Here is an 18,209-nt window from a genome sequence, read left to right as displayed (position 1 = left end):
CCGGCATCGTCCCCGACACCGGAGGTTCTTCCATGTCATCGTCCCTGCGCGCCCGCCCCCAGACCCGGTGGTGGGCGCTCGTCGTCATCTCTCTCACCCAGCTGATCGTCGTCCTCGACGGCACCATCGTCAGCATCGCGCTCCCGCGCGCCCAGGCCTCGCTCGGTCTGAGCGACGGACAGCGGCAGTGGGTCGTCACCGCCTACGCCCTCGCTTTCGGGGCGCTGCTGCTGCTCGGCGGCCGCATCGCCGACTACGTCGGACGCAAGCGCACCTTCATGATCGGCATGGTCGGCTTCGGCGCCGCCTCGCTGTTCGGCGGTCTCGCGCAGACCGGCTGGGAGCTCGTCCTGGCCCGCGGCCTGCAGGGAGTCTTCGCAGCACTGCTGGCTCCTGCCGCGCTCGCGCTGCTCACGGTGACCTTCCCCTCCGGCCGCGACCGCAACACGGCATTCGCCGTCTTCGGCACGGTCGCGGGAACCGGGGCCGCCGTCGGGCTGCTGCTCGGCGGATTCCTCACCGAGTTCACCGACTGGCGCTGGTGCCTTCTGGTCAACCTCTTCTTCGTCGCTGCGGGCCTCGTGGGAGGCGCGCTCTTCCTGACCGAGAGCAAGGCGGAGGGCGACAACCGGTACGACGTCTGGGGTGCGATCACCGTGACGCTGGGGCTCGGCTCGCTGGTCTACGGCTTCAGCCTCGCGGAGAACGGCTGGGGTGATCCGCTGACGATCGCCTTCCTCGCTCTCGGCGTGGTGCTCCTCGGCCTCTTCGTCTGGGTGGAGAGCCGGGTCTCCCAGCCGCTGCTCCCGCTGCGAGTGGTGGCAGATCGTGTGCGGGGCGGTGCCTTCCTGATCCAGGGCGTCGCCGGCGCGATCATGATCGGCGCCACTCTCTACCTGACCTTCCACCTGCAGTTCGTCCTCGGCATGGGCGCGCTCCAGGCCGGCGTCGCGACCCTCCCCCTGCCGATCGCGACCATGATCATCGCGCCACTGGCGACGAAGCTGCTCACCGTCATCGGACCGCGTCCGCTGCTCGTGGTGGGACCGCTGATCGCCGCTGTCGGTCTGTTCGTCTTGGCAGGCATCAGTCCGGACGGCGCGTACTTCGTGCAGATCGCGCCCGCATTGGTGCTGCTCGGCGTCGGCATGGGCTTCGTCTTCATCCCGCTGCAGAACCTCGCGCTGAGCGGGGTGGCGTCGCACGACGCCGGTGTCGCCTCGGCCGTCGCGAACTCGGCGATGCAGATCGGCGGGTCGATCGGGCTGTCCGTGTTCACGGCGGTGTACGCGGCCTCCGTCGGCGGGCATGCGCAGACCGAACTCACGCCGACCCAGCTGACCGACGCCTACGGGTGGACCTTCATCGTCGCGTCGATCCTGATGGTGTGCGCCTCGGTCATCGCGGCGGCGATGGTCCGCGGGTCGAAGGAGGAGCTGATGCCCACCGGCCGTATCGCCGTCGGCGCGCACTGAGCCGGTTCGACGCGCGGACCGTCGTGCCCGGGCGTCCGGCTGACCGCCGGGCGCCCGGGATCCGGGGGCCGAGAACGGGCGCCACGGCACGCCTCGGACCGAATGTCGGTGGGGGTTCGTACCGTGTGAGTATGCGAATCCTGCACACCTCCGACTGGCACATCGGCCGCACCTTCCATGGCAACTCGACCATGGATGCGCTGGCCGAGGTGCTGGCGGCGCTCACGGTGCAGGTGCGGGAACACTCCGTCGACGTCGTCATCATCGCCGGAGACGTCTTCGACTCCGCCGCTCCGGCCGGCGCCGCCTACACGCTTCTCGGAGACGCGCTGCTCGCGCTGCACGAGACGGGGGCCACGGTGATCGTCACCAGTGGCAACCACGACTCGGCCGCACGACTGGGATTCCAGGCCCGGCTCCTGCGCGACGGCATCCACGTCCTGACCGATCCGCTCGGCATCGGGACGCCGATCACCCTGGCCGATGCCGACGGGCCGGTGCACTTCTACGGCATCCCGTATCTCGAGCCGGCAATCGTGCGGCAGCACTGGGAGGGCGTCGACCTCCGCACTCAGGCCCAGACCCTCGCGCACGCGATGGATCTCGTCCGCGCGGGGATGCAGGAGCACACCGGCCGCTCGGTCGCGATCGCGCACTGCTTCTCCGCCGGTGTCGACGCCACGATCGGCCTCGAGCGCGAGGTGCGCCAGGGCGGGCTCGACGTCGTGCCGCTGTCGGTGTTCGACGGACCCGACTATGTCGCCCTGGGCCACATCCACGGTCGCCAGCAGATCAGCGACCGGGTGCGTTACTCGGGTGCTCCGCTGCATTACAGCTTCGGCGAACAGCACAAGCCACGCGGGTCCTGGCTCGTCGACCTCGATGCGACCGGCCTGGTGCGTGTCGACTGGCTCGACCTCCCCGTGCCGCGCCGCCTCGTCACTCTGACCGGCACGCTCGATGAAATCCTGGCGCCCGAGAACGTCACAGCCCACGCCGACGACTGGGTCTGCGCGATCTACACCGATGCGCTGGCGCAGACGGAGCCGATGCGACGACTCCGTGAGCGATACCCGCATTGCGCGATGGTGCAGCACGAGCCGACCGAGAGGGCGGAGTCGATCGAGCGGTCCTATGTCGACAGGCTGCGCGGAGCGGCGACCGATCCCGAGCGGATCGAGGCGTTCCTCGAGCATGTGCGTTCCGGTCACGGTGCCACCGAGCGCGAGGGCGAGCTGATCCGCGAGGTCCTCGACGACCGCGTGCGTGCCGACGCTCTGATCTGACTGCTCTCGTCACGAGCGTCGAGATACCGACCGGGAAGAAGACTCACCGATGAAGTTGCACCGCCTGGAGGTCGAGGGGTTCGGCCCGTTCCGCGACAGGCAGATCGTCGACTTCGATTCGTTCGCCGATGACGGCATCTTCCTGATCGCGGGGAAGACGGGAGCCGGCAAGTCCAGCATCCTCGACGCGGTGTGCTTCGCGCTCTACGGCGGCGTACCCCGCTACGAAGGCGGAGAGAAGCGGCTGCGCAGCGACCACTGCCAGCCGGACGACGTCACGCAGGTCGTGGTCGAGTTCAGCACTCCCGCCGGTCGCTATCGGGTGACCCGGTCGCCGGAGTACGAACGGCCCAAGAAGCGCGGCGGTGGCACGACCGTGCAGGCAGCGGGGGTACAGCTCGACGTCCTCGTGGGCGGGGAGTGGATCGGTCTCGCCGCCCGAGAGCGTGAGGCCGCCTTCGAGCTCGACGACATCCTGCAGCTGAGTCGTGAGCAGTTCCTCCAGGTGATCCTGCTCGCCCAGAACCGCTTCTCGGAGTTCCTGCTGGCCGGCAGCAGAGAGCGGCAGGCGCTGCTGCGGCGGCTCTTCGGCACGGAGCGGTTCGAAGACGTCCAGGCTCGCTTCGAAGAACGTCGCAAAGCCGCCGAGGCGGAGTTGGGGGCGAGACTCGCCACCGTCACCGCCCGCCTCGACGAAGGCGAGCGGGTGGTCGCGAATGCCGAGTTGGCGGGCGACGCCGTGGATGCGGTCGGTGCAGAGGTGCAGTCCGACACACAGCCGCGGATCACTGCGACGACCGAGGAACGACTGGAGGAGCTGCGCCGTGCGAAGGCGCGCGCGGACTATCGCGCCGAGCGTCGAGCGGCCGAGCGCGTCGAGGCCGAGAAGCGGTCCGCTGACGCCGATGAGGCACTGGCTGCTCTGCGCGACGAGCAGCGTGCGCAGGCGGAGCGCAACCGCGCCAGGGCGGCGCTCGACCGCCTCGACGCCGAGGAGCCGCGGATCGCGGAGGCTCGCGCCGAGCTGCACGACGCGAGAGCGGCAGAGGCGCTGCGGTCGCCCATCGCGGCAGCGACCAGGGCAGCCACTGCTTTCGACGCGGCGCGTCAGACCACGGATCGCGCACGCGCTGCCTGGGACGTTCACGGCATCGACACCGACGACCTCGCCTCATGGGCTGCGGAACGCACCCGTCAGACCGGCGCGTGGCAACGGGCGGCCGAACTCGAGCGGATGGCCCCTGCCCTCGAGCGTGAACTCGCCGCGGCGGCCGAGGCCGTGGCGGTCGCGGCTGCGCGCATCGAGTCCGCAGAGACCGAGCGCGCGGCGCTTCCCGGACGGCTGGACGAACTCACCCGCGAGCGTGACGAGGCCAGGCGGATGGCCGACAGAGCCCCTGATCTGCTCGCCGCACTCGAGGTCGCGCGCGCACGGCGTGCGGCAGCAGGCGAGGTCGAACGTCTGACGGCCGATCGGGCGGAGGCCGAGCAGGTTCTGGCCGAAGCCAGCAGCGCTCTGGCGAGCATGCAGACGGCGCTCGCGCGTCTTCGCCAGCGTCGGCTCGACGGGTTCGCGGGCGAACTGGCGACGACCCTCCGCGATGACGATCCCTGCCCCGTGTGCGGTGCGCGGGAGCATCCCGCTCCCGCGGTCCACTCCGACCCTGTCTCCGCCGACGACGTCGACGCGGTGGAAGCCGATCGAGACCGGGCGGCCGCCCTGGAGCGCGAAGCGTCGGAGGTCGTCTCGACACTTCGTGCGCAGCTGGCGGCGGCGGTGACCAGGGCGGACGGACGCGACGTCGACACGGCAGAAGACGAGCTCGCCGGAGCGGCGGAGGAGCACAGGACCAGCACCGCAGCCTCCACGCGTGTCGCCGAACTCGAACGTCAGCGCGATGCGGTGCTCGACCGCCTCCGCGAACTCGACCGGGACCACGAGCGAGACCTCTCCGCGTTGACGTCGGCTCGCGAGACCCACGCCGTCCTGACGCAGCGCAGGGCGGATGCCGACACGGCCATCGCCGAGGCAAGGGGGTCATACGGCTCGGTGGCGGAGCGGGTGGCCGCGGCAGCGAACGAGGTCGAGTCGGCGCTCGCCCTCGCCGAGGCGGTCGCGGAGCAGGAACGCCGCCACGAGGCCGCTCGTACGACGGCGGATGAGCTGGCGGCGGCGATCGAATCCTCCGGCTTCGACGATGCCGACGCCGCCCAGGCGGCGTTGCGCACCGACGCCGCTCGGACCGCGCTCGAAGCGCGGATCACCGAGCACTCCGTGCAGCGCGAGAAGGAACGCGCGATCCTCCTCGATCTCGAACTGCGCACGCTCCCGGAGGAGCCCATCGACCTCGCTCCGGCTGAGGAGCAGTCGCGACTCGCGCGGCAGCTCTGGAGCGCAGCGGGTGACGAGGCCGGTCGTGCAGTCGCGGTGGCCGAGCAGATCACCGCGCTCATCGACTCCGCCGCCGCGGAGCACGAGCGCACCGCGGCGGAGGCGGTCGACTTCGAGATCCTGCGCGGCCTCGCCGATGCCATCTCCGGTCGAGGCGCGAACACCCGCAAGATGACGCTGGAGACCTTCGTCCTCGCTGCCGAGCTGGAGGAGATCGTCGATGCGGCGAACCGCCGGCTCGGCGACATGTCGGCCGGGCGCTACCAGCTGCGGCACTCCGATGCACTCGCGGCGCGCGGCGCCGCATCGGGTCTCGGCATCGTCGTGTTCGATGCGTTCACAGGACAGACACGACCGGCGCAGTCGCTGTCGGGAGGAGAGACGTTCCTCAGCTCCCTCGCCCTCGCTCTCGGGCTCGCAGAGGTGGTCACGGCCCGCGCCGGAGGCATCCGCCTCGACACGCTTTTCATCGACGAGGGGTTCGGTTCACTCGACGGCGACACGCTCGACGTCGCGATGCGCACTCTCGACGAACTCCGCCAGGGCGGCAGGACGGTCGGGGTGATCAGCCACGTCGAGGCCATGCAGGAGCAGATCCCCGCCCAGCTCGCGGTGCGAGCGACTCCGAACGGGCCCAGCGTCATCGAAGCCCGGTGAGCGTCGGGGCTCCTCGCCGATCACGTGTGTCGGAGGGGCCGATTCTCAGACGCCGTACTCCCGGCGGATGACCTCGCGCAGCTGCACGCTGCACCGCGCGATCGCCTCGCGGAAGTCGAGGAGCGCACCATCCTCCGCACGATCGGAGATCGCACGGAACGCGCGGATCGGCACTCCGAACTGCTGGGCGACCCAGATGTACGCGTAAGTCTCCATGTCGACCAGTCCCGCGCCGGAGGGCCGGATGACCGAGGTGATCCCCGCGTCCCCGACGAAGCTGTCACCGGTCGCGATCAGCACGCCCTCGCGACCCGTGGACACCCGGGCGGGAAGCGAGACGTGCTGCCCGGCGACACCCTCGAGGTCGAAGACGTCGTGCTGCAGCGCGCTGCCGATCTCGTGCACGGTCGCGTCGAGCTCGGGGTCGATACCGCCTGCCGTCCCGACGACCACGACCTCGGAGTACTCGCGGGCGTCGAGCGCGCGAGTGAGGGCGAACACCGCCTGCATCTTGCCCTCGCCGGTGACGAGCTGGTCGAATCCCTCGAGATCCTCCGGGAACGCCTGGAGTTCGGAGGCCATGGCCGCGACGAGAAGTTTCACTCCGCCATCCTGCCAGGTGCAGGGACGGCCGCGAAGTCAAGTGCATGCGTCCGGCGTCATCCCGATGTAACACTGGGGGAGGATACTGACGTCAGCGAGACCGGAGGAACACATGACCCTGCAGCAGCAGATCGCTGAAGCGCTCGGCGTGAAGGCCGAGATCGACCCGGAGGCGGAGGTGGAGCGACGGGTGTCGTTCCTGGCCGACTACCTGCGGACCACCGGTGCCAAGGGCTTCGTGCTGGGGATCTCCGGCGGCCAGGACTCGACCCTCGCCGGACGTCTCGCGCAGCTCGCGGTCGAACGCGTGCGGGCCGAAGGCGGCGAGGCCAGCTTCCTGGCGGTGCGATTGCCCTACCGCGTGCAGAAGGATGCGGCGGATGCCGAGGCGGCGCTGCAGTTCATCGGACCGGATTCGTCCGTCGAGGTGAACATCCAGAACGGGGTCGACGGCGTCGAGGAGGACATCGAGTTCGCCGTCACCAGCGACATCACCGACTTCAACCGCGGCAACATCAAGGCGCGCGTGCGTATGGTCACCCAGTACGCGCTGGCTGGTCACGACGGATTGCTCGTGATCGGCACCGATCATGCGGCGGAGGCGGTCACGGGGTTCTACACGAAGTTCGGCGACGGCGCCGCAGACATCCTCCCGCTCTCGGGGCTCACGAAGCGGCAGGGGCGGTCTCTGCTGCTGCTGCTCGGGGCGCCGGACCAGCTCGCCTACAAGGTCCCCACCGCGGATCTTCTCGACGGCCAGCCCGGCCGCGCCGACGAGGACGAGCTCGGACTCACCTACGAGCAGATCGACGACTTCCTGGAGGGGCGACCGGTCGACCCCGAGGTCGCCGGACGCATCGAATCGCGGTACCTCGCCACCCAGCACAAGAGGCACCTTCCGGTCACGCCGGACGATGGATGGTGGCGCTGAGCCGCACCCCTCGTGATCCCGTGTCGGACGCCGCGGCTAGTGTCGAAGCATCCGACAGAACGGGAGCATCGTGCGGATCGACACTCAGGCGCAGCGCGTCATCTGGAGCGCCAGCGACCTCAAGGCGGCCGCCGAGTGCGAGTTCGCGTGGTGCCGAGCGATCGACGCGAAGCTGGGGCGGGTCCCCGCCGTCGAGGAGCCTGAGGACGCCACTCTCGCGCGAGCAGCGCTGCTCGGCGACGTCCACGAGCAGAACGTCCTCGCACGCTACGTCGCCGAGCTCGGCGACGAACGGGTGCACCGCATCGAGAAGGTCTCGTCGGTCGATGCCGGAGCGCTGGCCGCGGCCGTGCAGGAGACCGTCGACGCCCTGACCGGCGCCGATGCGCGGATCGTCTTCCAGGCCGCGTTCGCGACGCCCGAGTTCGTCGGATTCGCCGACTTCCTCAAGCGCGACGAAGACGGCAGATGGCGAGTCCAGGACTCCAAGCTCGCGCGCAAGGCACGGGTCACCGCGCTCATGCAGCTCGCGGCATATGTCGATCAGCTCGATCGGCTCGGAATCCCGCGCTCCGACGATGTCGACCTGATCCTCGGGGACAGATCGCTCAGCACCCACGCGGTGGACGACATCCTGCCGCTGTTCCACGTCAGGCGTGCACGCCTTCGCGCCCTGATTGCGGACCGCCGGATCGAGGACCCGTCCGCCGATGCGGCGCTGGCATGGGGCGACGACCGGGGCGACCTCGAGATCGTCGCGTGCGGACGATGCGCGACGTGCGAGGAGCAGGTCGTCGCACACCGCGATCTGCTGATGGTGGCGCGCATGCGTCCGGTTCAGCGTGCGCGGCTGCGCGCGGCGGGCATCGAGACGATCGATGCACTCGCCGAGGCCACCGCTCCGCCCGAGGGGATGAACCTCGACTCCTTCGAGACCCTGCGAGCGCAGGCGAGACTTCAGATCCAGGCAGACCTCGACGGTTCACCGACGTACGACGTCCACTACGCGGCGGCGATCCACACTCTGCCCGTGCCCAGCCACGGCGACATCTTCTTCGACTTCGAGGGCGATCCGCTGTACACCGAGCCCGCGCCGGACGGCGAATCCCAGTGGGGGATCGACTACCTGTTCGGCTGGGTCGACAACAAAGACGAGTACACCGCACTCTGGGCGCACGACTTCGCCGCCGAGCGCGAGGCGTTCGAGCGGTTCCTCGACTTCGTCGCGCTCCGCCGATCGACGCATCCGGGGATGCACATCTACCACTACGCGCCGTATGAGACCTCGCATCTCGTGGCGATGGCCGCGCGGCACGGCGTGCGCGAGGGGGAAGTCGACCGGCTGCTGCGCGAAGGCGTCTTCGTCGACCTGTATCCGCTCGTCCTGCGCACCGTGCGAGTGGGGTCCCGCTCGTACTCGATCAAGAAGCTCGAACCGCTCTACATGGGTGCCGACGTCCGCACCAGCGACGTGCAGAAGGGCGACGACTCGATCGTGCAGTACGTCGCGGCGCGCGAACTCGCTGCAGCAGGAGAGCAGGCCGAAGCCGACGCGGTCCTCGCCGATCTCGCGGACTACAACCGCTACGACTGCGTCTCGACCAGGCGGCTGCGCAACTGGCTGATCGAGATCGCTCGGGCGGAGGGCGTGAGTCCCGCCCCACCGGATGAGGCGGACGAGGTCATCTACGAGCCCTCGCCGCGTTCGGTCGCTCTGCTGGCAGACGCCGAACGCGCCGTGGAAGCGGGGGAGGACGGCCAGGTGCACCGCATCGCGGCAGCCGCGATCGACTACTTCCCTCGTGAGGCGAAGAGCTTCTGGGTCTCGCACTTCCAGCGGCTCCGCGAACCGGTCACGATGTGGGATGCGACGCGTGACGTGGTGCGGGTCGACAGCGCGTCGTCGGCGGTGCGTCGTGACTGGAGCGTGGGCGAGGGGCGGCGGGTGATGTCCCGCGACGTCGAGATCCGCGGCGAGGTCTCACCGGGGACGACTCTGGGGGCGGGTGCGCAGCCCTTCGCCCTGTACTCGGTGCCGGCCCCGTTCGACACCGACGTCCCTTCGAGGGCCGTGCACGTGCCGCACAGCGTCACTGTCGCCGAGGTGCTCGACGACGGCTACCTCATCACCGAGACCGCCATCCAGGGGCAGACCTGGGATACGCTTCCGGTCGCTCTGACGCCGGCGGCCCCGCCGCGGGTGGTCTCGCTCCAGGGGGCCATCGACGAATGGGCGGACACCGTCCATGCGGCCGCGCCGGGGTTCCCGCAGGATGCCGCCACCGACATCCTTCGCCGTGTTCCTCCTCGCACCGTCTCGGGTGAGTCGATCCCCACGCCGGGTGACGACACGATCGACGCGATCGTCCGTGCGGTGCTCGATCTCGACCGCAGCTATCTCGCCGTCCAGGGTCCTCCCGGCACGGGGAAGACCTACACGGGGTCGCAGGTGATCGCGCGTCTGGTGAATGATCACGGGTTCACGGTAGGCGTGGTCGCGCAGTCCCACGCGATCATCGAGAACCTGCTCGAACGCGTGGTGGCCGACGGCGTGCCCGCAGCGCAGGTCGCCAAGGCACCGAAGGACCCGTCCTCGGATCCCTCGTACACCGTGATGGCCAAGACCGGCATGGCATCGTTCCTCGCCGAGCATGCCGAGCACGGGGCCGTCGTCGGCGGTACGGCGTGGGACTTCAGCAACACCTCGCGCGTGGACCGAGCGGGCCTCGACCTCCTCGTCGTCGACGAGGCGGGGCAGTTCTCGCTCGCCTCGACCATCGCCGTCGCGGCGGGGGCGAGGCGCCTGCTCCTGCTCGGCGACCCGCAGCAGCTTCCGCAGGTGAGTCAGGGCGCGCATCCGGAACCCGTCGACACGTCGGCACTGGGGTGGGTCATGGACGGCGACGCCGTCGTGCGTCCCGATTACGGGTACTTCCTCGCGCGCTCATGGCGGATGCACCCCTTCGTCGCGGCTCCCGTGTCGAGGCTGGCCTATGCGGGGCAGCTCGCCTCTGCGCCGGGCACGGAGCGGCGATCGATCGAGGGCATCGACGCGGGTCTGCATGTCATCCCGCTCCGGCACCGAGGCAACGCCACGCAGTCGTCGGAAGAGGCGGCGCAGGTCGTGGCCCTGGTGCGGGATCTCGTCGGACGTGCCTTCACCGACAACGACGAGCCGGCGACCGTCCGTCCGCTCACCCAGCGCGACATCATCGTCGTCGCGCCGTACAACGCCCAGCGTCAGACGGTGCATGACGCACTGGCGGATGCGGGCTTCCCCGACGTGCCCGTCGGTACGGTCGACAACTTCCAGGGCAAGGAGGCCGTGGTCTCCATCACCTCGCTCGCCGCGTCCAGCGGGCGGGACGCTCCGCGGGGACCCGAGTTCCTGCTGCTGCAGAACCGGCTGAACGTCGCGATCTCGAGGGCGCAGGTGGCGGCCTATCTGATCCACTCCCCGGCGCTCCTCGACGACCTTCCGCGCACGCCGGAGGGGGTGGCGCGGATGAGCGCCTTCGCCCGCCTCGTCGGTGCGGCCGACTGAGACGAGGCCCTGGTGCATACGACAGACGACATCCTTCGTGCCTCGGCGGCGTGGGTCTGGTTTCCGCGAGACAGCGACCATGACGAGGGCGACCTGCAGCTGGTGCGCTACCCCCAGCGGTTCGGAGGGGGAGTGCGCGGCTCTCGTGTGAACGCGGATGCCGATGCGGCGACGGTCGTCGATGGCGCGGTCGAGCGGACGAGAGCATGGGGCGAGACCGAGTTCCGGTTCTGGACGAACGCCTCCGACCGGCCCGACCTCGAAGAGGAGCTGCGGCGCCGCGGTGCCGAGCATGTCGACACGGTCGCGGTCTTCGCGCGGGCGGTCGAGGGCGCAGACCTCGGCGTTCCCCACGGCCCGACCGCAGAGATCGTCACCTCCCTCGAGCAGGTGCGCGAGGTCGACGCGATCAACGTCCCGGTGTGGCAGCAGCACCCGCTCGATGAAGAAGGTCTGCGGGTGGAGCACGAGGAGGTCACGGCTGCCCTCGCTGCCGGTACCCAGGTCCGAGTGCTCGCTCGACTCGAGGGCCGGGCGGTCAGCACCGGCGGCTGCACGATCGTCGACGGGTTCACGCGCCTGTGGGGCGCGGCCACCCTCGAACACGCGCGCGGGCGAGGCGCCTACCGCGCTGTCCTCGCCGAGAGGCTCCGTGTGAGCGCCTCACTCGGGGCGACCACCGCGCTGGTGAAAGGGCGCACCGCGACGTCGGCGCCGATCCTGGCGAGGGCCGGTTTCACGCACTACGGAGACGAGCGGGGCTACCGTCTGACGGTGTGAGGAGCGCGACGGCGAATCGCACGCGGCGGGAGCGCGAGGTCAGTCGCGGACGTCGCCGAGCTCCGCGCGGACGATCCGCGCGCCGGCCGACAGCGCGCTGAGCTTGTCGAGTGCGACCCGCCGCGGAAGCGGCGCCATGCCGCAGTTCGAGCTCGGGATGAGCAGATCCGCATCCACGAATTCGAGCGCGCGGCGAAGCGTGTCCGCGACCTCGTCCGGGGTCTCGATCTCCTCGCTCGCGACATCGATCGCCCCCAGCATCACCTTCTTGCCGCGGATCAGCTCGATGAGATCCATCGGCACGTGTGAGCGATGACTCTCCAGTGAGACGATATCGATCGAGGACTGCTGGAGCAGCGGGAAGGACTCCTCGTACTGCCGCCATTCCGAGCCCAGCGTCGCCTTCCAGTCGGTGTTCGCCTTGATCCCGTAGCCGTAGCAGATGTGGACGGCGGTCTCTGCGCGCAGGCCTTCGACCGCGCGCTCCAGCGCGGCGATGCCCCAGTCCTTCATCTCGTCGAAGAACACGTTGAACGCGGGCTCGTCGAACTGGATGATGTCGACCCCTGCGGCTTCGAGCTCTCGCGCCTCCTGATTGAGGATCGTCGCGAACTCCCAGGCGAGCTTCTCGCGGCTGCGGTAGTGGCGGTCGGACAGAGTGTCGATCATCGTCATCGGGCCAGGCAGCGCCCACTTGATCGGCTGATCGGTCTGCGCGCGCAAGAAGGCGGCATCCTGCACGAAGACGGGCTCGCGACGGCTGACGGCGCCCACGACCGTGGGCACACTCGCGTCGTAGCGGTCGCGGATGCGGACGGTCTCACGATTCTCGAAGTCGACGCCGTCGAGGTGCTCGATGAACGTGGTCACGAAGTGCTGACGCGTCTGTTCGCCGTCGCTCACGATGTCGATGCCGCGGCGCGTCTGCTCGTGCACTGCCGCGCGCAGCGCATCCTGCCTGCCCTCGACGAGCTCATCGCCCTGCAGCTCCCAGGGGGACCACAGCACTTCGGGTCGGGCGAGCCACGACGGCTTCGGGAGGCTTCCGACGATGGACGTGGGGAGGAGCTGCGGCACGGCCGAGGATGCGCCGCCGGTCATCGGACCGGAGCGGCGTAGGAGGCGGCCCACTGATCCAGCACGCGCCGGTGCGGCGTGACGAAGTGCTCGTCCGCGAAGCGCCCCTGCGTGACCGCGAGGCGGCTGCGCTCTTCACGGTCGTAGGTGATCTCGGTGTGCTGGAAGTCCTCGTGCGCCAGGCTCGGACGGTAGACGCTCTCCGCCTGCGCGTTCGCGTTGTAGATCTCGGGTCGGTAGATCTTCTGGAACGTCTCCATCGTGCTGATGGTCCCGATGAGCTGCAGGTCGGAGTAGTCGCTCAGCAGGTCGCCGCGGAAGTAGAAGGCGAGAGGGGCGGCGCTGCCACGCGGCATGAAGTACCGCACCTGGAGTCCCATCTTCCCGAAGTACTCATCGGTGAGCGAGAACGAGTCCTGGACGTACTCGATGCCGAGCACGGGGTGGTGGTTCCCCGTGCGGCGGTATGTCCTGCTGGTGGAGACGCTGATGCAGATCACGGGCAGGGTCGAGAAACGGTCCTGGTACGCGTCCGACTCGAGGAAGTACTGGAAGAGCTTGCCGTGCAGCACACCGAAGTCGTCGGGAGTCGTGAACCCGGTCGAGCCCGCGTTCGCTGCGGGCAGGAGCACGCTGAAGTCGTAGTCGCGGAGGTAGGAGGAGAAGTTGTTCCCCACGATCCCCTGGTGGCGTTCTCCGGTCACCCGGTCGACGATGTGGATGTCGAGCATCTCGAGGACGGGGAACTCCCGGTCCTCACCGTCGGAGAACCGCAGATGAACCGAGACGATGTCGAGCTCGACGGTGTACCGCTCGGGGTCGTGACCGGGCGCGAGATCGTTGAACCGATGGTCGATCATGGCCAGCGCGTTGCGGAGGTTCTGCCGGCGATGCTCCCCGCGCGCGAGGTTGGCGAAGTTCGTCGTGATCCGCGAGCTGTCCGACGGCGCGTAGTCCTCGTCGAAGCGCGTGGTGGTGATGCTGAACGTGATCTCGTTCGCCATGAGGGGCCAATCCGGGAGGGGGAGGCCTGCTGGCCTCGGGAAAGCGGTCTTCTCATGGTGCAGGCAGAGAGAGGTCATCGGGTAATTCGGCTCCACTATGAACTGATATAGCCTTCTCCTATGGCAAGGCGACCGAGCGGGATCACGCTGCAGCAGCTCCAGTACTTCATCGAAGTGGCGGCGGAGGGATCGATCACCGCGGCGGCCGACGTGCTCTACGTCGCGCAGCCCACGATGTCGGCGGCCATGAAGGACCTGGAGACGCGGGTCGGACGCTCGCTTCTGACCCGATCGGCCCGAGGGATCACGCTGACCACCGACGGCACCGAGTTCCTGGGGTACGCCCGGCAGATCGTCGAGCAGGCCGAGCTTCTGGAGCAGCGCTATCTGGGCCGGCCGCCGTCGCGCCGTCTGCTGGGAGTCTCGACGCAGCACTACTCCTTCGCAGTGGACGCCTTCGTGCGGATGGTCAAGCGCTCTCACGCCGCCGAGTACGAGTTCTCGCTCCGGGAGACCCGCACCTGGGACATCATCGAGGACGTGCGGACGCTCCGCAGCGAGCTCGGCATCCTCTTCCGCAACGACTTCAACCGGAATGTGCTGGACAAGCTGCTGCGGGACTCCGGTCTCGCCTTCCATCCGCTCTTCGTCGCCGAGCCGCACATCTTCATCTCACGCCGGAACCCGCTCGCCTCCCGCGAGCGCGCGACCCTCGACGACCTCGCGGGTCTGCCGCGGCTCACCTTCGATCAGGGGGCCAACAACTCGTTCTACTTCGCCGAGGAGATCCTCTCGACCCTGTCGAGTGCGCGAGAGATCCGGGTCTCCGACCGGGCGACGATCTTCAACCTCATGATCGGACTCGACGGCTACACCATCTCCACTGGCATCATCAGCGACGACCTCGACCCCGAGATCGTGGCGGTGCCTCTCGACGTCGACGAGCACATCGAGATCGGCTGGATCGGACGCTCGGCCATCCCGCTCACGGAGCAGGCGCAGCGGTACCTCGATGAGGTGCGCGACGTCGTCGCAGGCTTCGGGGTGGCGCTGCTCGACTAGACCCTCGCGCGTGCGCGTCGAGGCGCACGCGCCCGAGCGTCAGACGGTGCCGTAGAGGCGATCCCCGGCGTCACCGAGGCCGGGCACGATGTAGCCCTTCTCGTTGAGTCGCTCATCGAGTGCACCGAGCACGATCGTCACGTCGCGATCCCCGACGAGCGCCTCGATGGCAGCGAGTCCCTCGGGGGTTCCGAGCAGGCAGATCGCCGTGACGTCCTTGGCTCCGCGGTCGAAGAGGAACTGGATGGCGGCGGCCAGAGAGCCGCCGGTGGCCAGCATCGGGTCGATCGCGAAGCACTGGCGGTCGCTGAGGTCGTCAGGCAGTCGCTCGGCATACGTCGTGGGCTCGAAGGTGGTCTCGTCGCGGACCATGCCGAGGAAGCCGACCTCCGCCGTGGGGAGCAGCTTGACGAGACCTTCGAGCATGCCCAGGCCTGCGCGGAGGATCGGTACGACGATCGGGCGCGGCTCGGAGATCTTCACGCCCATGGTCGTGGTGACCGGGGTCGTGATCTCCACCGGGCTGACCTTCACGTTGCGCGTCGCCTCGTACGCGAGAAGAGTCACGAGCTCCTCGGTCAGCTGGCGGAAGACCGGCGACGGTGTGCGGTGGTCGCGCAGTACCGAGAGCTTGTGAGTGACGAGAGGGTGGTCGGCGACGTGGATACGCATGGATACAGGCTAATGCGCCGACGGCCTCGGCACGACATCGACTGCGGAAGGACGCCCCGGCCGCTGTCGTAGGCTCGACGCATGAAGCCCTCCGACCGTGTCGCGATGCGCCGAGCGCTCGAGCTCGCGGTCGACGCGGCACAGGCGTCGGAGATCCCCGTGGGTGCCGTGGTCCTCGACCCTCAGGGGGTGCCCGTCGCCGAAGGGCGCAACGACCGCGAGGAGACGCACGACCCGACCGGGCACGCCGAGATCGCGGCTCTGCGAGCGGCGGCCGCGACCGTCGGCTCCTGGAACCTCGAGGGGCACACGCTCGTGGTGACCCTCGAACCCTGCGTCATGTGCGCCGGCGCGATCCTGCAGGCGCGGATCAGCCGGGTGGTCTTCGGTGCCTGGGATGACAAGGCCGGGGCCGCCGGCTCGATGTACGACGTGCTGCGCGATCGACGACTGCCGTACCGCGCCGAGGTGATCGGGGGCGTCGAGGCGGATGCCGCCGGAGCCCTGCTCCGCGACTTCTTCGAGCGCCGTCGCTGACGCGGGGCCCGCGCCGACTCAGTCCGAGGACTTGAGTACGAACACGTCCGTCGAGGGCTCGGGGTCGAGGGACGGACGGTACACGTCCGGCTCGATGTAGATCACGCGTGCGATCGGCAGCGCCTCGCGGATGCGACCTTCGATGGCGTCGATGTCGTCTGCGGCCTCGCGCAGCGGCTTGTCGGCGCTGAGCGCGATCTTCGCGGCGACCATCAGCTCGTCAGGGCCCAGGTACAGGGTCTTCATGTGGATGATCTTCTCGATCTCGTCACCCGCGTTGATCGCGTCGACGATCCGGTCGTGGTCGGCCTGGGTCGCGCCTTCGCCGACGAGCAGGCTCTTGGTCTCCACCCCGAGCACGATGGCGATGAGCACGAGCAGGATGCCGATCATCAGAGTGCCGAGCGCATCGAAGAGCGGGTTGCCGGTGATGATGGTGAGTCCGACGCCGAGCAGTGCGAACGTGAGTCCGGTGAGGGCCCCGACGTCCTCGAGCAGCACGACGGGGAGCTCGGGGGCCTTCGCCCGGCGCACGAAGGACACCCACGACTGGTCGCGGTCCCGCACCAGGTTGCTCTCCCTGACGGCGGTGCGCAGCGAGAACGACTCGAGCCCGATCGCCACCACGAGCACGACGATCGGCAGCCACCACCAGGTCTTGTCGAGTTCGTGCGGGTGGGTGAGCTTGTCGATCGCCTCGTAGATCGCGAAGAGTCCGCCGACGGAGAACAGGATGATCGACACGACGAACGCGTAGACGTAGCGCTCCCGGCCGTAACCGAAGGGGTGCGACCTGTCCGCCTCGCGCTTCGCCTTGCGGCCGCCGAGCATCAGGAGGAGCTGGTTGCCGGAGTCGGCGACCGAGTGGATCGCCTCGGCGAGCATCGACGCAGAACCCGAGAGCGCCCAGGCGAGGAACTTCGCCAGGGCGATGCCCAGGTTCGCCAGGAATGCCGCGATGATCGCCTTGCTGCCGCCGGATGCACTCATGCGTCGAGTCTAGATCTGCTCGCCCGTCGGCACCGGAAGAGCCCGCCGTAGGATGACGACATGGCTGATTCTCTTCCCGCCCTCGCGTTCCTCGGTGCCGGTTCCATGGGGGGAGCGATCCTCCGCGGAGTGGTGGCGTCCGGTATCCGCGTCGACGGCGGCATCACGGCGACCAACCGCACCGCCGAGAAGGCGGCTGCCTTCTCCGAACTCGAGGGCGTCACGAGCATCGCGCTCTCCGACACACCCGACGGCAACACCGAAGCGGCTGCGCAGGCGCGGATCGTGCTGGTCGGCGTCAAGCCCGCGATGGTGCCCGATGTGCTGCGGGAGATCGCTCCGTCACTGGCTGACGACGCGATCGTCGTCAGCCTCGCGGCCGGCGTCACCCTGCAGACGTTCGCCGACAACCTGGGCGCTGAGGTCCGCGTCATCCGCTCGATGCCGAACACCCCGTCGACCGTCGGCAAGGGCATGACCGGTCTCGCGGCCGGCGCTGCCGCGACCCCCGACGACGTCGCGCTCGTGCACCGCCTGTTCCAGACCGTCGGAGCGGTGGTCGAGGTGCCGGAATCGCAGATCGATGCGCTGTCCACGATCTCCGGCTCAGGTCCTGCCTACGTCTACCTCCTCATCGAGGAGCTCACGAAGGCGGCCGTCGGCATGGGATTCAGCGTCGCCGATGCGCGGCTGATGGTGGAGCAGACCTTCATCGGCGCCACCGCCCTGCTCGACGCCTCCGGGGAGGAGCCGTCTGAACTGCGTCGTCGGGTCACGAGTCCCAAGGGCACGACCGAGCGCGCCGTCGCCGTGCTGCAGGACGCGCACCTCGATCGGACGTTCGCGGAAGCGGCGGATGCGGCGCTCGCCCGCGCCCGGGAACTCGCCGCAGGCGACTGACATGCAGCTGCGGTTCTCGGGGGAGATCTGGTACTGGCGCGGGCCCGCGCCGTTCCATTTCGTCACGGTCCCGTCGGCCGAGAGCGAGATGATCGGTGAGGTCGCCGGCGTCGTCACCTACGGGTGGGGCATGATCCCGGCATCCGTCACGATCGGCGGCACCACGGTCACCACGGCGCTCTGGCCCAAGGACGGGGGCTACATCGTCCCGATCAAGAAGGCGCTGCAGGAACGCGAGGACATCGGGGTGGACGACGACGTGGAGATCGTCCTCGACATCGACGCCTGAGCACCGCCCG

15 protein-coding genes are annotated in these 18,209 nt (G+C 69.1%); 10 read left to right on the top strand and 5 right to left on the bottom strand.

Annotation, left to right across the window (positions count from 1 at the left end; all coding sequences use genetic code 11):
* The first annotated feature begins 32 nt into the window (after positions 1–32).
* From ACESK8_RS05780 to ACESK8_RS05770, 3 genes are all read left to right on the top strand, one after another.
* Entirely contained in the window at positions 33–1,475 is a 1,443-nt protein-coding gene (locus ACESK8_RS05780; protein ID WP_372967696.1) for an MFS transporter, read from the top strand.
* A 131-nt stretch (positions 1,476–1,606) separates the two neighbouring features.
* A complete protein-coding gene (locus tag ACESK8_RS05775; RefSeq protein ID WP_372967695.1) occupies positions 1,607–2,761 on the top strand; it encodes an exonuclease SbcCD subunit D in 1,155 nt (384 codons plus the stop codon).
* A 49-nt stretch (positions 2,762–2,810) separates the two neighbouring features.
* Complete coding sequence (locus tag ACESK8_RS05770; RefSeq protein ID WP_372967694.1) at positions 2,811–5,810, top strand: AAA family ATPase; 3,000 nt, start codon at positions 2,811–2,813, stop codon at positions 5,808–5,810.
* Positions 5,811–5,855: 45 nt separating this feature from the next.
* Here ACESK8_RS05770 and ACESK8_RS05765 read toward each other — a convergent pair whose 3' ends face one another.
* Complete coding sequence (locus ACESK8_RS05765) at positions 5,856–6,413, bottom strand: nucleoside phosphorylase (RefSeq protein ID WP_372967693.1); 558 nt, start codon at positions 6,411–6,413, stop codon at positions 5,856–5,858.
* Between the two features lie 112 nt (positions 6,414–6,525).
* Here ACESK8_RS05765 and nadE point away from each other — a divergent pair, with 112 nt between their 5' ends.
* The 3 genes from nadE (at position 6,526) to ACESK8_RS05750 (ending at position 11,668) form a co-directional block, all read left to right on the top strand.
* Positions 6,526–7,344: an ammonia-dependent NAD(+) synthetase gene (gene nadE / locus ACESK8_RS05760; RefSeq protein ID WP_372967692.1), complete on the top strand. Its 819-nt coding sequence runs from the start codon at positions 6,526–6,528 to the stop codon at positions 7,342–7,344.
* Between the two features lie 70 nt (positions 7,345–7,414).
* Positions 7,415–10,888, top strand: coding sequence for a TM0106 family RecB-like putative nuclease (locus ACESK8_RS05755; protein WP_372967691.1), 3,474 nt, complete (start codon positions 7,415–7,417; stop codon positions 10,886–10,888).
* Positions 10,889–10,900: 12 nt separating this feature from the next.
* Positions 10,901–11,668 carry a hypothetical protein gene (locus tag ACESK8_RS05750; RefSeq protein WP_372967690.1) on the top strand — a complete coding sequence of 256 codons (768 nt, stop codon included), beginning with the start codon at positions 10,901–10,903 and terminating at the stop codon, positions 11,666–11,668.
* Between the two features lie 39 nt (positions 11,669–11,707).
* On the opposite strand, the gene ACESK8_RS05745 is transcribed toward ACESK8_RS05750, so the two are convergent.
* Both ACESK8_RS05745 and ACESK8_RS05740 read right to left on the bottom strand, forming a co-directional pair.
* A complete protein-coding gene (locus ACESK8_RS05745; RefSeq protein WP_372967787.1) occupies positions 11,708–12,745 on the bottom strand; it encodes a methionine synthase in 1,038 nt (345 codons plus the stop codon).
* A 20-nt stretch (positions 12,746–12,765) separates the two neighbouring features.
* Positions 12,766–13,749: a putative oxygenase MesX gene (locus ACESK8_RS05740; protein WP_372967786.1), complete on the bottom strand. Its 984-nt coding sequence runs from the start codon at positions 13,747–13,749 to the stop codon at positions 12,766–12,768.
* Between the two features lie 120 nt (positions 13,750–13,869).
* On the opposite strand from ACESK8_RS05740, the gene ACESK8_RS05735 reads away from it, so the two are divergent.
* Entirely contained in the window at positions 13,870–14,811 is a 942-nt protein-coding gene (locus tag ACESK8_RS05735; protein ID WP_372967689.1) for a LysR family transcriptional regulator, read from the top strand.
* A gap of 39 nt (positions 14,812–14,850) precedes the next feature.
* On the opposite strand, the gene upp is transcribed toward ACESK8_RS05735, so the two are convergent.
* Positions 14,851–15,483, bottom strand: a complete 633-nt coding sequence (gene upp / locus ACESK8_RS05730; protein WP_372967688.1) for a uracil phosphoribosyltransferase — start codon at positions 15,481–15,483, stop codon at positions 14,851–14,853.
* A gap of 81 nt (positions 15,484–15,564) precedes the next feature.
* Between upp and tadA the strand changes: the two genes are divergently transcribed.
* Positions 15,565–16,020, top strand: a complete 456-nt coding sequence (gene tadA / locus ACESK8_RS05725; protein ID WP_372967687.1) for a tRNA adenosine(34) deaminase TadA — start codon at positions 15,565–15,567, stop codon at positions 16,018–16,020.
* A gap of 18 nt (positions 16,021–16,038) precedes the next feature.
* On the opposite strand, the gene ACESK8_RS05720 is transcribed toward tadA, so the two are convergent.
* The gene (locus ACESK8_RS05720) at positions 16,039–17,010 is read right to left on the bottom strand and encodes a cation diffusion facilitator family transporter (RefSeq protein ID WP_060927416.1); all 972 of its coding nucleotides are present in this window, start codon (positions 17,008–17,010) and stop codon (positions 16,039–16,041) included.
* Between the two features lie 60 nt (positions 17,011–17,070).
* Here ACESK8_RS05720 and proC point away from each other — a divergent pair, with 60 nt between their 5' ends.
* Together proC and ACESK8_RS05710 are read left to right on the top strand one after the other, a co-directional pair.
* Entirely contained in the window at positions 17,071–17,910 is an 840-nt protein-coding gene (proC, locus tag ACESK8_RS05715) for a pyrroline-5-carboxylate reductase (protein ID WP_372967686.1), read from the top strand.
* Between the two features lies 1 nt (position 17,911).
* Positions 17,912–18,199 (top strand): DUF1905 domain-containing protein, encoded by a 288-nt coding sequence (locus ACESK8_RS05710; protein ID WP_372967685.1) that lies wholly within the window; start codon positions 17,912–17,914, stop codon positions 18,197–18,199.
* Positions 18,200–18,209 lie beyond the last annotated feature (10 nt).

Source organism: Microbacterium sp. (assembly GCF_041641055.1).
In the GTDB taxonomy this organism is placed as follows: Bacteria; Actinomycetota; Actinomycetes; order Actinomycetales; family Microbacteriaceae; genus Microbacterium.
This window is presented reverse-complemented; position numbering and strand designations above follow the sequence as displayed.